Here is a 13,440-nt window from a genome sequence, read left to right as displayed (position 1 = left end):
GCGGCCCCCTCCCGTCATCGGCCCTGTCAGCTTCCCGGCAGGCCGCCGCCACCGAGCCCCTGCAGCATCTGGCTGAAGTCGGTGACCTGGTTCGCCGGCGGCGGAGTGATGTTCACCGGCTTGCCGAAGTCGCGGTACTTGATGGCCATGTTCATGACGCCCTCGGCGGTCTGCTGGGACTTCATGGTCATCTTGCGGGGCAGCTGCTGGTCGTCCACCCACAGGTCGAACTGCATGTTGTCCATGCCGCTCTGCGCGTAGCCCTTGCGGAGCAACTCCTGCTGGTCCGCGGGCAGCTTCGCGATCGCGTCCTCCAGCCGGTAGGTACCGGTGAAGTGCGTCGTCTGGACGCCGTCGACCGTCTCCTTGCCGACCTCACGCGCGTCCTTGGACGCCGTCAGCATCTTGGTGTTCTGGACGGGGTCCATCTGCTGCGACTGCTGGAGCAGCTGGTCGACGTTCAGACCGGACTTGCGGCCCAGCTCGTCCAGCGACATCTTCAGCCACGGCTTGCTCGCGGACCCGCCGCCGAGCTGGCTGAGCGCCGGCATCTTCATGTAGATGGTCCGGCCCACCAGCATCTGCTGCATGCCCGGCATCGACTGGCCGGCGACCGTCATCTTGTCGAAGTTCATGCTGTAGGCGAGTTCCGGCTTGAGCTGGTACTGCATCCCACCGGTCATCGAGACGTCGCCGTCCGCGGCACCGGTCATCTGCATCGCCATGCTCGCCTTGAAGGTGTCGAGCTGGCCGGTCTTCTCCGCTGCCTTGCCGAGCACCTGGGCGGCCGAGAGCTTCAGGTTCTCACCGGCCTCGCCCACCTTGTCACCGGCGCCGCCGAGGCAGCCGGTCAGTGAGAGGGCGAGGCCGGTGGCCAGCGCGACGCCCGTGGCGAAACGACGGATCATCGTGGGGGGTCTCCTTGGTCTGCTCCACGGCCCGCTACATCCGTGCACGGTCGGGCCGCCTGAAGGATCAGACGCACCAGGGATCCACCGGGTTCACCGTTGCGGCGATCTTGTTGGCGGAAGGTCAGTTCCCGCCGAGCAACCCGGCGATCGACAGTTCACCGACCTGGTCGGACGGCGGCGGGTTCACCTTGAACGACTTGCCGTAGTCACTGTAGAGGACGGTCACCGTGCCGGTCTCGCCCTGCTCGCCGTTCATCTTCGACACGAGCTTGCGCGGCAGGTTCTCCCCGTCCGTCCACAGATCGAAGTTGATCTTGTGGTTCGCCTTCTCCGCCGGCAGCCACTTGCGCACCTTCTCGCGCGACTCCGCGTCGAGCCGGTTCAGCGCGTCCTGGACGGTCACCGTCCCGGTGTAGTGCGTCGTCTCGACCCCGTCGACCTTCTCGGTGCCGACCCGGCGCGCGTCCTTGGAGCCGGTGAACATCTTCGTCTGCTCGGCCGGGTCCACCTTCTGGACCTGCCCGATCAGACCCTGGATGTCGAACCCGGTGTGCTGCGCCGCCTGGTTCACATCGATCTTCACCCACGGCTTGCCGCCGCTGACGAACTGGGCGAGCTGCGGAACCTTCGCGTACAGCACGTTGCCCGTGTACAGCGCCTGCCCCTGCGCCCCCGGGACGCTCTTCCCACCACGGCTGAACTCGTCCAGCTTCGCGCTGAACTGCAGCGTCGGCCGCAGCTGGAACTGCCCGTCGGCGCGGATCTCTCCGCTACCGCCCTGCCCCGTCCCGGTCACCGTGAGGTCGGCCTTGAACGTGTCGGCCTCGCCGGTCTTCTCCGAAGCCTTCAACAGCGCCTGACTGGCACTGAGCTGCATGTTCTCCGTGGTCCCCGTGCCGCCTCCGCCGCATCCGGTCAGAAGAAGCGCGGCGCTCACGGCGGTACCGCCGGCCGCCACCACGAGTCGTCGTTTCATGAGGTTCGAACCTCCCTTGTCGCCCTGCTGGTGATCCCAGTGTCACGGGGACGCCAACGACGCTACATCCCCCGGTGGTACGAATGCCCCCACCCGAGGTACGACCATCGTCGTAGGCGGGTTTATTGCATTGCCCTCGGCGGTCGGGCCCTGGGGGCCCTCCCTTCAACGGGCAATGCGCGCGATCGCTGCATCGCTCCGGCTCGCCCAGGGGCTCGCTGCGCGATCAGGTACCTCGCAGGCTCGGGACCTGCCTTCGGACGCGATCGCAAGCGTTGAGGTTGTCGCGGGGTTGCGGCGGGGGCTGAGGTCTGCGTGCGCTCGGTGGCTTGGGGTGGGGTCAGCGGTAGGCGTTGAAGGTCATGGAGCCGGTGAAGGTGGCGCCGGGGGCCTGGGCGTTGAGGCCGATCGTGGTGGGGCGGGCCTTGCTGTCGGCCCAGAGGTCCAGGCCGCAGCCGGTGTCCTGGGGGATCCACTCGCGGATCGCGGCGGCCGCGTCCTGCGGGAGCAGCGAGTAGACGCTGCCCATGCGGGCCTGCGCGGTGAACTGGGTCTTGCCGCTCTCGTCCGGCTCGCTCGCGGTCGTGCCGGGCAGCGTCCCGACCATGAAGGTGAACTGGCGGGGGTCGGACTGGGTCTGCAGGGTGTTCAACTGCGCGGCGGTGAGGGTGGACTGGGTCCACTTCTCCCCGTCGAAGCCCTTGAGGGTCCGGCCGCTCACCACGACCTTCTGGGTGATCTTGGTGAGCTCGCCGCCCTGCATCGTCTGGGTGACGCCGGTCGCGTTCATCGCGAACTTCGGGTACAGGGTGAACGACGCGGTCTCCGCGGCGTGCTTGTAGTCGCCGTTCGAGCCGATGGACACCTTGACCTCGGTCTTGCGGGTGAAGGCGTTGAGGCTCGGGCCGGGCTGGGGCGGCGCGGTGGGCAGGTTCGCGAAGGCGCCTCCCCTCGGGGTGCCCGGTGCGCCCGGGGTGTTGCCCGGCCCGGCCGGGCCACCGGAGCCCGGCGCCGCCGGGGCGCCCGGGGTGACGAGGCCGGTCGCCGTGCCGTTCGGGTTGGCCGGGTCCTGCCGGGACATGGCCGCGGACGCGGGCGACGCGCCCCCGTCCCCGGCGGAGTCACCGCCGACCTGGACCACCATCACGATCGCCGTGGGCACGACGGCGACGGCGGTGACTGCGGAGATGGCGATGGCACGGTCGGTTCGACGCTTCACGGAGAAGATTCAACACCAGAATTCCCACCGGTAACAAAACAATCCGGTCACCTGATTGTCCGGTTCCGGACGCGGATCTATGTATCCAGCCTGTCAGGTGCTATATGCCCGCACGCGAACAGGGCGCCCCCGGAGCGGGGACGCCCTGTGCGGCGACGCTTGCTCAGACCCCTTCGAGGTCGGCGGTGAGGTTGCGGACCGCGTTCGGGTCCACCGGGATGCTCGGGCCCATCGACGTCGTCAGCGACGCCTTCTTCACGTACCGGCCCTTCGCGGCGGACGGCTTGAGCCGCTGGATCTCCTCGACGGCCGCGGCGTAGTTCTCCACCAGCTGGCGCGGCTCGAAGGACGCCCTGCCGATGATGAAGTGCAGGTTCGCGTGCCGGTCGACCCGGAACTCGATCTTGCCGCCCTTGATGTCGGTCACGGCCTTGGCCACGTCCATCGTGACCGTGCCGGTCTTCGGGTTCGGCATCAGGCCGCGGGGGCCGAGCACCCGGCCCAGGCGTCCGACCTTGCCCATCTGGTCCGGCGTGGCCACGACCGCGTCGAACTCCAGGAAGCCGCCCTGGATCCGCTCGATCATGTCGTCGGAGCCGACGAGGTCGGCGCCCGCCGCCTCGGCCTCCTGCGCCTTGGCGCCGACGGCGAAGACCAGCACGCGGGCGGTCTTGCCGGTGCCGTGCGGCAGGTTGACGGTGCCGCGCACCATCTGGTCGGCCTTGCGGGGGTCGACGCCCAGCCGCAGCGCGACCTCCACGGTCGGGTCGAACTTGACGACCTTGGTCTCCCTGGCCAGCTGCACGGCCTCGGCCGGGCTGTACAGCCGGTCCCGGTCGATCTTCTCCGCCGCGGCGCGGTAGCCCTTGCTGCGCTTCATGATGATTCCCTTCTGGAATTCGTGGTACGGGCCAGCGCCTGGCCCTGCCACTGCCGTCCCGCCGCCCACCGGCGGAGGGAGCCGGCGTCAGGTCACTTGACCTCGATGCCCATCGACCTGGCGGTGCCCGCGACGATCTTCTCGGCGGTCTCCAGGCTCTTGGCGTTGAGGTCGGGCATCTTGGTCGTGGCGATCTCGCGGACCTGGTCGGCGGTGATCGAGCCGACCTTGGTCTTGTGCGGCTCGCCGCTGCCCTTGTCGACGCCCGCGGCCTTCAGGATGAGCTGCGCGGCCGGCGGGGTCTTGGTGACGAAGGTGAACGACCGGTCCTCGTAGATGGTGATCTCTACGGGGACGACGTTGCCGCGCTGGGACTCCGTGGCAGCGTTGTACTGCTTGCAGAAGTCCATGATGTTGACGCCGTGCGGACCGAGCGCGGTACCGACGGGCGGCGCCGGAGTCGCGGCCCCGGCCTGCAGCTGCACCTTGACGAGTGCGGCAACCTTCTTCTTCTTCGGAGGCATATGTACCCCTTTGTCCCATTTATTGGTGGTTCCGACTCCCGGTCATCCGGGCAACACGGCGGCTGGGACGCATCCACCGTGTAGGAACCGCTGCGATCCCGTCCCCCATGCGCGGGAGGCACATCTGCGGGACGGAAACCTTGTCGACCTGTCCGGGCCGAGCCCGCTCTCGCGGGAACCCGTCCAGGGTACGCGCTGGTCGGAGCAGGTCGGTCAGATCTTGGAGACCTGGTTGAAGGAAAGCTCGACGGGCGTTTCCCTGCCGAAGATCGAGACCAGGACCTTGAGCTTCTGCTGCTCGGCGTTGATCTCGTTGACCGTGGCGGGGAGGGTGGCGAACGGGCCGTCCATGACGGTGACCGACTCGCCGACCTCGTAGTCGACGGTGGCGGGGGCCTTCGCCTGCTCCTTGGTCTTGACGGTGCCCTCCTCGGGCTCCGGGGCCAGCAGGCTCGCGACCTCGTCCAGGCTCAGCGGGGACGGCTTGTTCAGCAGCCCGACGAACCCGGTGACGCCGGGGGTGTTGCGGACCGCGGCCCAGGACTCGTCGGTCAGCTCCATGCGGACCAGGATGTAGCCCGGCAGGACCTTCTCGTTGACCTTCTGCCGCTTGCCCTGCTTGATCTCGGTCACCTCGTGCTGCGGGACCTCGATCTGGAAGATGTAGTCCTCCATGTTGAGGGTCTGCGTCCGGGTCTCGATGTTGGTCTTGACCCGGTTCTCGTACCCCGCGTAGGAGTGCACGACGTACCAGTCGCCCGGCTGGAGCCGGAGCTGCATCTTGAAGTCGGCGTAGGGGTCGGCCGGGGGGCCGGCCTCCGCTTCGTCCTCGTCCTCGTCCGCGTCCTGCTCGCCCGCGACGGCCTCGGCGAGATCAGCGGCGTCCGCGGCGACGGCCGGCTCGGGGGCCTCGCCCTCGAGCTTCGTGTCCGCGGGCTCGCCTTCGCCGGCGGCGACGGCCGCCTCGGCCGTCTCCTCGGCGGGCTCGGCCGCCTGGTCTGCCGCAGCAGCCGCAGCGGACTGGGCCTCTTCAACGGCCTCGTCGTAGGGCTGGGAGGGCTCGGACACGGTGTCTCTTTCTCTCGGCTTGCGGTGAATGGACTTGCGGTGGTGCGGCGGCGGCTCGTCCCGTACGCCGCGGCCCCGGGCGCGATCAGCCGAAGACGGCGTAAACGCCCTGCTGCAGCCCGTAGTCGACGCCGGACACGATCCCGACCATGATCAGTACGAAGACCAGGGCCGCGACCGTGTAGGTGATGAGTTCCCGCCGCGTCGGCCAGATGACCTTGCGCAGCTCGGCGATGATCTGGCGCACGAAGAGCGCCGGAGTCGTCCGCCGCGGGGACTTCTCCTTCTTGCGCTTGCCCTCGCCCTTGGCCTCGGGCTCGTCGCGCTCGTCGGTCTCAGTCGCCATTTGCCGCCGTTCACCTCATAGGTCGTGATCCAACCACCATGTGGTTGCCGCACGGTCCCGTGCCGCGAAGCGCCACGGCGCCGCCATGTCGCGGCCGGCACGGGTGCGCGCACCGCACCTCGCAGGGCAGGAGGGACTCGAACCCCCAACCGCCGGTTTTGGAGACCGGAGCTCTACCAATTGAGCCACTGCCCTTCATTCCCCGGGTCAACGGAGAACACCCGGCCACGGGACCGGGTCGTGCCGCGTCCAGCTTACGACCTCTGCCGACATCCGTGTGCGGACAGGCTCGTAGAGCGGGGACACGCCACTAGGACGGTGAGTCTACGTGCCCCGGGCCCCCGCGTCGAACCGGATGGCGCGAGACGCCCGCCCCATGTCACCGGACCGCGTCGTCGGACCGTGCCAACGGACGCGCCGGTCCCGCCCCGGTATATCGCTCTGGCCACCGGACATCGTCTGTAACGATAGGGATATGAGCATCGACCGTCCTCGCATCTCCAAGCGCATCGCCGCGATATCCGAATCCGCCACGCTGGCCGTCGACGCCAAGGCCAAGGCGCTCAAGGCGGCGGGCCGCCCGGTCATCGGGTTCGGCGCGGGCGAGCCCGACTTCCCCACCCCCGACTACATCGTCGAGGCCGCGGTGGCCGCCTGCGCCGTGCCGCGCTTCCACAAGTACACGCCCGCGGGCGGGCTGCCCGAGCTGCGCACCGCCATCGCGGAGAAGACCGGGCGGGACTCCGGCTTCCGGGTCGAGTCGTCCCAGGTCCTGGTGACCAACGGCGGCAAGCAGGCGGTGTACGAGGCGTTCGCGACGCTGCTCGACCCGGGCGACGAGGTGCTCGTGCCGACGCCCTACTGGACGACCTACCCCGAGTCGATCAAGCTGGCGGGCGGGGTGCCGGTGGACGTGGTCGCCGACGAGACCACCGGCTACAAGGTGAGCGTCGACCAGCTGGAGGCGGCCCGCACCGACCGGACGAAGATCCTGCTGTTCGTGTCGCCGTCCAACCCGACCGGCGCCGTGTACTCCCGCGCCGAGATCGAGGCGATCGGCCGCTGGGCGGACGAGCACGGCCTGTGGGTCGTCACCGACGAGATCTACGAGCACCTGGTGTACGGGGACGCCGAGTTCCACTCGATGCCCGTGGTGGTGCCGGAGCTGGCCGACCGGACGGTCGTGCTGAACGGCGTCGCCAAGACGTACGCGATGACGGGCTGGCGGGTGGGCTGGCTGATCGGCCCGGCGGACGTGGTGAAGGCCGCGGCCAACCTCCAGTCGCACGCGACGTCCAACGTGGCGAACGTGTCGCAGGCCGCGGCCCTCGCGGCGGTGTCGGGCGACCTGTCGGCGGTGGCGGAGATGCGCACGTCCTTCGACCGGCGACGCAGGACGATCGTGCGGATGCTGAACGAGATCCCGGGCGTGGTGTGCCCCGAGCCGGAGGGCGCGTTCTACGCCTATCCGTCCGTCAAGGAACTGCTCGGCAAGGAGATCCGCGGCAAGCGCCCCGAGACGTCGGTGGAGCTGGCGGCGCTGATCCTGGAGGAGGCGGAGGTCGCGCTGGTGCCGGGCGAGGCGTTCGGCACGCCGGGCTACTTCCGCCTGTCGTACGCGCTCGGCGACGACGACCTCGTCGAGGGCGTCTCGCGGGTCGCGAAGCTGCTGTCCGAGGCGAGCTGACACCCCCTCGCGGTGACGAACCGGCCCCGGGCGCTCACGTGCCCGGGGCCGGTTCCGTCACGGGCGGACGCCCTCGGCGACGCGCATCAACTGGGTCTCGATCTGGCCGCCGCCCGACACGGTCACGCCGACGCCGGGTCTGGCGAGCCAGGAGATCTGGCGTCCGGAGCCGGGACGGTCGGCGGTGAGCGCGGGCGTCCCCCGCACGGACGTGCGGCCGGGCAGGCCGGGTGACTTCATGAGGTCGCGCGGGTCGGTGAGCCCGCTCCCTCTCACCACGGCGATCTCCAGCCACCCCGTGCTCCCGCGCCACTCGCACGTCGTCGTCTCGCGCTCGGCGCCGCCCGTCACCGCGCACGGGCCCGCGGCGGCGAGGCCGTCCGGGACGTAGGTGATCCAGCCCGGCAGGCCGTCCACCACTCCCCCCGGGCCGGGCTTGCGCGGGTCCCCCGCGGACCCGCCCGCCGGCGGCTGGGCCTTCGGCCGGGGTGAGGCGCCCGCCCCGGCCTCCCCCTTGGTTGACGAGGACACGGAGGGGCCCGGCGCGGGCGGTCGCTCCGGCTGCTCGATCGTAGGACCGCCCTCCGCGGGGCGTGCGGTCCCGGGGTTCCCGGCGGGTGTGGCCCGGAACGACTGGTAGGTGGGCACCAGGGCGAGCGCCGCGACCGTGACCGCGGCGGCGCCGGCGGCGGCGTGGATACGGGCCTTGCGGCGCCGGTGGCGGCGCCTGACGTCCGCGACGAGCGACGCCGGCGCGGTCGTCCCGGCCACCCGCTCGGCCATGGCCTGCCGCAGTTCACTCTCCAGGTCCATCGCTCATCTCCCCAGTGGCGCCAGGTTCGTGTCGAGGCGCTCCCGGAGCCTGGCGAGCCCCCGGGACGCCTGGCTCTTGACCGTTCCGACCGAACAGCCGAGCGCCTGCGCCGTCTCCGCCTCCGACAGGTCCTCCCAGAACCGCAGGACCAGCACCGCCCGCTGCCGCGGGCCGAGCCTGCGCAGCTCGTCCATGAGCGTCCCTCTCAGCTCGACGGCGTGTTCGGGCGAGGCCGCCGGCCGTTCCGGAAGCCGCGCCATGTGGATCTCCTTCAGTACCTTCCAGCGCCGGGAGCGGCTGATCACGAGATTGACCAGGATCTTGCGGACGTAGGGCTCGGGGTCGCTGCCGGGCTCGATCCGTCCCCAGTGCCGGTACGCCTTCTCCAGCGCGGTCTGCAGGACGTCCTCGGCGTCCTGCCGTGCCCCGCACATCAGCGCCGCGGTGCGCAGCAGGGCATCGCCGCGTGCGGCCACGAACTCCACGAACGTCTGGTCGTCTCGACGCCCCACTGTGCTCCGTCCCGGGCTGGCGAATCCGGCCGGTCTTCTGTCGGGGGTGGGCGGCTCCGCGCCGAGCCGCCCACCCGGCTACTGGTACCGCTGCGTGCTGCCGCGGCCTGGTCCGGTCCGTCTACCGGGCCTGGGCCAGCGCGGTGGTGACGTCCTTGAGGCCGCCCGCGAGGACGGGGCTGCCGCTGACGAGCAGCGACCGGCCGTCCGCGTCGAACAGCAGCACGCCGCCGCGGTCCGGGAGGATCGAGCCGGCCGTGCCGCCGGGCACGGTCACGGGGGTGCCGCCCCCGGGCAGCTTCAGCGCCTGCCGCAGCTGATTCTGCGTCATGCCGGCGGGCGTCCTCAGGGTTTCGACGGTGATCCACCGGCCGGTCTTGTCCGCCCACTTCTGCGTGACGGCGCAGATGTTCTTCTTCCGGAGGTCGGCGGAGCCGGGGACGGTCGAGACGTGCCGCAGGCCCTTGGCCAGCAGGACCTTCCGCTCGACCGTGCCGCCGACCTCGACCGCGGGCGCCAGCTTGGTGCAGTCGAGCCGGGGGACCGCGGGCAGGCCCGGCTTGGCGGGGACGCGGGCGGACGGCCTGGTCACCGGCGCCTCCTTCGTCGGCTGCTTCACGGACGGCGCACAGGTCGGCAGGTCGGCGGGGACCTTGCCCCGGGCGTCCGGCACCTTGGCGTCCGGGAGCTGGGCGTCGGGGAGCCGGGCGCCCGGGAGGTCCGTCTCGGGCACGTCCACCTTCGGCAGCTCCCTGGTGGCCGGGTTCTGCTCCAGGTGCTTCTGGACCTGCTTCTCCGCGCCCTTCTCCACGCCGGTCTCCGGGAGCTTGGCGCTGGGCAGCGCGGGCTTGGCCGGCAGGCAGGTCGGTGCGGTGCTCGGCACGGCGTCCCCGAGCTCGCGCTCCACCGCGGGAGCCTTGGCGCCCTGCGGGCGGAGGTCCGCCTCCTGGTGGGAGCCGGCCATCGCCCACGTCGCGCCGCCGCCCACGGCGACGGTCCCGATGGTGGACGCCGCGATCAGGGCGGCCTTCAGCGTGATCATCGTGTATCCCTTCCTGCCCGTGCTCTCTGCCCCGTGCTTTCCGCGTGGGGGGTGCCGTCTCTCTCTGGCGCCCCTCGTATACGCACGGTGTCCGGGCGGGGTTGCACGCGATTCCAAAGTTTTTTTGGATGCCCATGTGCAGGGATGGCCGTCGCGTGTCATGCGAGGTAGTCCGGTGGTGTGATCCTTCCGGAAGGGGGTTCAACGGCGCCGATCACCCGGCAGCATTGGCACATGGAGGCCCCTACCGTGTCAGCTCGTCCCGCCCAGGAGGTTCTGGGTTCCGCCCGTCATGACGTGGCACTGCTCCCCAAGGCTCACCTGCACCTGCACTTCACCGGGTCGATGCGGCATTCGACGCTCGTCGAGCTCGCCCACGTGCACGGCGTGCATCTGCCCGACGCCCTCGTGGAGGACTGGCCGCCCAAGCTGCAGGCGACGGACGAACGCGGATGGTTCCGGTTCCAGCGGCTCTACGACATCGCCCGCTCGGTGCTCCAGACACCGGACGACATGCGCCGCCTGCTGCGGGAGACGGCCGAGGACGAGGCGGCGGAGGGGTCGGGCTGGCTGGAGATCCAGGTCGATCCGAGCGGGTACGCGGCGAAGTTCGGCGGGCTGACCCCGACGGTGGAGCTGGTGCTGGACGGGGCGCGGGACGCGTCCGCGGCCACCGGTGTCGGCATCGGCGTGGTCATCGCCGCGAACCGGACCCGGCACCCGCTGGACGCCAAGACGCTCGCCCGGCTGGCCGTCCAGTACGCCGGCAGGGGCGTCGTCGGGTTCGGGCTGTCCAACGACGAGCGGCGGGGCCGGGCCTACGACTTCGAGGGCGCGTTCCGGATCGCCAAGCGCGGCGGGCTGCTGTCCACCCCGCACGGCGGTGAGCTGCTCGGCGCGGCGAGCATCCGGGAGTGCCTGGAGATGCTGGACGCCGACCGGATCGGGCACGGCGTGCGCGCCGTGGAGGAGCCGCGGCTGCTGGCGCGGATCATCGAGCGCGGTGTGACGCTGGAGGTGTGCCCTGCGTCGAACGTGGGGCTCGGGGTGGCGGCGACGGCGTCGGACGTGCCGGTGCGGCGGCTGTACGAGGCGGGCGCGTCCATCGCGCTGGGCGCGGACGACCCGCTGCTGTTCGGTTCGCGGCTGGCCGTCCAGTACGAGCTCGCCCGCGCCGACCACGGCTTCTCCGACGCCGAGCTGGCCGACCTGGCGCGGCAGTCGATCAGGGCCTCGGCGGCGCCCGACGACGTGCGGGGGCGGCTGCTCGCGGGCGTCGACGCCTGGCTGGCGGGCTGAACCCGCCGGCCGGGGGCGCACGGGGTCAGCGGCCCCGTTCCCCGGGGTGGTCCGCGAGCGTTTCGACGCCGCGGAGGCGTTCCGCCCAGTCCGCCGTCGAGCGGGCGAGGTCCTGGCCGGTGCCGTGCGGGACGTCGAACGCGGCGGCGACGTTCACCAGCAGGCCGGCCGCCAGGAACCGGGCGATCTCGGCCGGGTCCGCGCCGGAGAGGTCGCCCACCACCCGCCACAGCCGGGCCCAGCGGATGTGGCCGAGCCTGCCGAACTCCTCGTCCCGGACGGCGACCGCGTGCACCTTGAGCTGCATCCGGAGCAGGTCGGGGTCGTCCAGCGGGAGCCGTCCGTACGCCTCCGCCATCGCGGCGACCGCGTCCTCGCCGTGCCGGCCGCCGGCGGCCCGCCGCAGGACGTCCTCGATCTCGTCGAAGCAGCGTTCGGCGGCGGCGAGGAAGAGGGCGTGCTTGGTCGGGAAGAGCCGGAACAGGTAGGGCTGGGAGACGCCGACGCGCTCCGCGATCGTCCACGTGGACGTGCCGTCGTAGCCGCCGTAGGCGAACTCGGCCATCGCCGCCCGGACCGCCAGCTCCCGGCGCGCGCCCAGGCTCATCCGCGGGCTCATGGAACCACGTTAATGTCGGGCCTCGCCGTCCGGGGGCCACATGCCGCGGTGTTCGAGGTGGGTCACCAGCAGTTCACCGGCCCGTACGACGTGGTCGCGCATCCGTTCGGCCGCCGCGGCGGCGTGTCCGTTCCGCAGCGCGGCGAGGATGTGCTCGTGGTCTCGCTTGGCGAGGTCCGGCCAGCCGGGAAGCCTCCCGTACAGCCCGCGCGGGACGTACCGGGCGGCCGTCCCGAGCGACCAGGCCAGCTTCGCGGAGTCGGCGGCCAGGTTGATCTCGCGGTGGAAGTGGTGGTTGTGCTCCTCCATCAGGTCGGGTCTCCCGGCGGCGAAGGCATGTTCCAGTTCGCGGTGGAGCGTCTCCAGGTCGCGCAGGTTCTTCGGGCCGATCCGCGGGGTGGCGCGGGCGGCCAGCTCGGCGGCGATGCCCGCCTGCACCCAGAACAGGTCCTGGACGTCCCGTTTCGACAGCGGCGCGACGACGAACCCGCGTCTCGGCTCCAGGACGACGAAACCCTCGCTGCGCAGCGACTTCAGCGCCTCCCTGACCGGGGTGACGCTGATGCCGAACTCCATGGCGAGCCGTTCCAGCCGCAGGTGCTCGCCGGGCCGGACCCGGCCCTCCATGATCAGCTCGCGGATGCGGGCGGCGGCCTCGTCGCTCAGCTGGAGGCGCATGCCGAGCGCCTGCCGGGGGGCGGGTGCGGGTAGGGCCACGGTCGTACTCCCGTCCGGGCCCCGCCGCGGCCGGCCCCGCGGTCCTCAAGGGCCCTGCCTCCATGGTTCCCGCTCGGCGGCCGTTTCAGCCGCCGGGCGGGCCGGGATGCGGTTCAGGCCCTGATCCCTTCGGCGAGCAGCAGGACGCCGAACGCCGCGAAGCCGGCGGCGGCGCCGTACTTGATGACCCGTTCGGGGAGCCTCCTGCCGAGGATCTGGCCGACCACGATAGCCAGCGCGTCCGCGGCGACCATGCCGAGCGTCGACCCGGCCCACACGCCGGTCAGTGCCACGAGGCCGCCGTGGTCGGCGGCGAGGGTGATGGTGGCGAGCATGGTCTTGTCGCCCAGCTCGGCCAGGAAGAACGCTCCGCCGACCGCCAGGATCGCCGAGCCGGTGGCGCGCCGTGCCCGGTCGCGTTCGTCGTCGTCGAGTTCGTCGCCGCGGAGCGTCCACAGCGCGAAGCCGAGGAACGCCAGGCCGGCGAGGACGGAGATCGGGCCGGTCGGGAGCGCGGCGCCGAGCGCCGCGCCGACGGCGACGCTCGCCAGGTGGACGACCGCGGTCGCGGCGGTGATGCCGATGAGCACGTGCAGCGCGCGGAAGCGGGTGGCGAAGGTCATCGCCATGAGCTGGCTCTTGTCGCCCAGCTCGGCGACGAAGATCACGACCAGGCTGATGAGGAAGGCGGACACCGGGTTCCCTCTCGCTCGGATGCCGGGCGAGGGCGGGGGTTCGGGCGCGCGACCTCGGCCCGGCATGACTGCCGGGCCGAGGGTCTCGTCCGCCTCGCGGGCCCGTCTGGACGCGGCCCGTGCGTTCGGAG

At 71.3% G+C, this 13,440-nt stretch carries 15 protein-coding genes and 1 tRNA gene; 2 read left to right on the top strand and 14 right to left on the bottom strand.

Going from position 1 to position 13,440, the window contains the following annotated elements:
* Positions 1–26 precede the first annotated feature (26 nt).
* The 8 genes from E1289_RS11475 to E1289_RS11440 all read right to left on the bottom strand — a co-directional run bounded on the left by E1289_RS11475 (position 27) and on the right by E1289_RS11440 (position 6,119).
* A complete protein-coding gene (locus tag E1289_RS11475) occupies positions 27–908 on the bottom strand; it encodes a hypothetical protein (RefSeq protein ID WP_131978741.1) in 882 nt (293 codons plus the stop codon).
* A 124-nt stretch (positions 909–1,032) separates the two neighbouring features.
* Entirely contained in the window at positions 1,033–1,887 is an 855-nt protein-coding gene (locus E1289_RS11470) for a hypothetical protein (RefSeq protein WP_243712755.1), read from the bottom strand.
* Between the two features lie 340 nt (positions 1,888–2,227).
* Positions 2,228–3,106: a hypothetical protein gene (locus tag E1289_RS38925; RefSeq protein WP_131978738.1), complete on the bottom strand. Its 879-nt coding sequence runs from the start codon at positions 3,104–3,106 to the stop codon at positions 2,228–2,230.
* 163 nt (positions 3,107–3,269) lie between these two features.
* The gene (rplA, locus tag E1289_RS11460) at positions 3,270–3,986 is read right to left on the bottom strand and encodes a 50S ribosomal protein L1 (RefSeq protein WP_131978735.1); all 717 of its coding nucleotides are present in this window, start codon (positions 3,984–3,986) and stop codon (positions 3,270–3,272) included.
* Between the two features lie 92 nt (positions 3,987–4,078).
* Positions 4,079–4,510: a 50S ribosomal protein L11 gene (gene rplK / locus E1289_RS11455; RefSeq protein WP_131978732.1), complete on the bottom strand. Its 432-nt coding sequence runs from the start codon at positions 4,508–4,510 to the stop codon at positions 4,079–4,081.
* 213 nt (positions 4,511–4,723) lie between these two features.
* Complete coding sequence (nusG, locus tag E1289_RS11450) at positions 4,724–5,578, bottom strand: transcription termination/antitermination protein NusG (protein WP_131978729.1); 855 nt, start codon at positions 5,576–5,578, stop codon at positions 4,724–4,726.
* 85 nt (positions 5,579–5,663) lie between these two features.
* A complete protein-coding gene (gene secE / locus E1289_RS11445) occupies positions 5,664–5,924 on the bottom strand; it encodes a preprotein translocase subunit SecE (RefSeq protein WP_131978726.1) in 261 nt (86 codons plus the stop codon).
* A gap of 122 nt (positions 5,925–6,046) precedes the next feature.
* Positions 6,047–6,119, bottom strand: a tRNA-Trp gene (locus tag E1289_RS11440).
* Positions 6,120–6,399: 280 nt separating this feature from the next.
* On the opposite strand from E1289_RS11440, the gene E1289_RS11435 reads away from it, so the two are divergent.
* Complete coding sequence (locus E1289_RS11435) at positions 6,400–7,611, top strand: pyridoxal phosphate-dependent aminotransferase (protein ID WP_131978723.1); 1,212 nt, start codon at positions 6,400–6,402, stop codon at positions 7,609–7,611.
* A gap of 57 nt (positions 7,612–7,668) precedes the next feature.
* On the opposite strand, the gene E1289_RS11430 is transcribed toward E1289_RS11435, so the two are convergent.
* The 3 genes from E1289_RS11430 to E1289_RS11420 form a co-directional block, all read right to left on the bottom strand.
* On the bottom strand, positions 7,669–8,424 hold the full coding sequence (locus E1289_RS11430; RefSeq protein WP_131978720.1) for a hypothetical protein: 756 nt from the start codon (positions 8,422–8,424) through the stop codon (positions 7,669–7,671).
* A 3-nt stretch (positions 8,425–8,427) separates the two neighbouring features.
* On the bottom strand, positions 8,428–8,937 hold the full coding sequence (locus E1289_RS11425) for a SigE family RNA polymerase sigma factor (RefSeq protein WP_131978717.1): 510 nt from the start codon (positions 8,935–8,937) through the stop codon (positions 8,428–8,430).
* Positions 8,938–9,058: 121 nt separating this feature from the next.
* Entirely contained in the window at positions 9,059–9,979 is a 921-nt protein-coding gene (locus tag E1289_RS11420; protein WP_131978714.1) for a hypothetical protein, read from the bottom strand.
* Positions 9,980–10,228: 249 nt separating this feature from the next.
* Here E1289_RS11420 and E1289_RS11415 point away from each other — a divergent pair, with 249 nt between their 5' ends.
* Positions 10,229–11,278: an adenosine deaminase gene (locus tag E1289_RS11415; RefSeq protein WP_279487326.1), complete on the top strand. Its 1,050-nt coding sequence runs from the start codon at positions 10,229–10,231 to the stop codon at positions 11,276–11,278.
* Positions 11,279–11,303: 25 nt separating this feature from the next.
* Here E1289_RS11415 and E1289_RS38920 read toward each other — a convergent pair whose 3' ends face one another.
* The 3 genes from E1289_RS38920 to E1289_RS11400 all read right to left on the bottom strand — a co-directional run bounded on the left by E1289_RS38920 (position 11,304) and on the right by E1289_RS11400 (position 13,309).
* Complete coding sequence (locus E1289_RS38920; protein WP_207928917.1) at positions 11,304–11,897, bottom strand: TetR/AcrR family transcriptional regulator; 594 nt, start codon at positions 11,895–11,897, stop codon at positions 11,304–11,306.
* A gap of 9 nt (positions 11,898–11,906) precedes the next feature.
* Positions 11,907–12,614, bottom strand: coding sequence for a GntR family transcriptional regulator (locus tag E1289_RS11405; RefSeq protein WP_207928916.1), 708 nt, complete (start codon positions 12,612–12,614; stop codon positions 11,907–11,909).
* Positions 12,615–12,727: 113 nt separating this feature from the next.
* The gene (locus E1289_RS11400; protein WP_131978708.1) at positions 12,728–13,309 is read right to left on the bottom strand and encodes a TMEM165/GDT1 family protein; all 582 of its coding nucleotides are present in this window, start codon (positions 13,307–13,309) and stop codon (positions 12,728–12,730) included.
* Between the last annotated feature and the right edge of the window lie 131 nt (positions 13,310–13,440).

It is taken from the genome of Actinomadura sp. 6K520, assembly GCF_004349245.1.
Lineage (GTDB): Bacteria > Actinomycetota > Actinomycetes > Streptosporangiales > Streptosporangiaceae > Spirillospora.
This window is presented reverse-complemented; position numbering and strand designations above follow the sequence as displayed.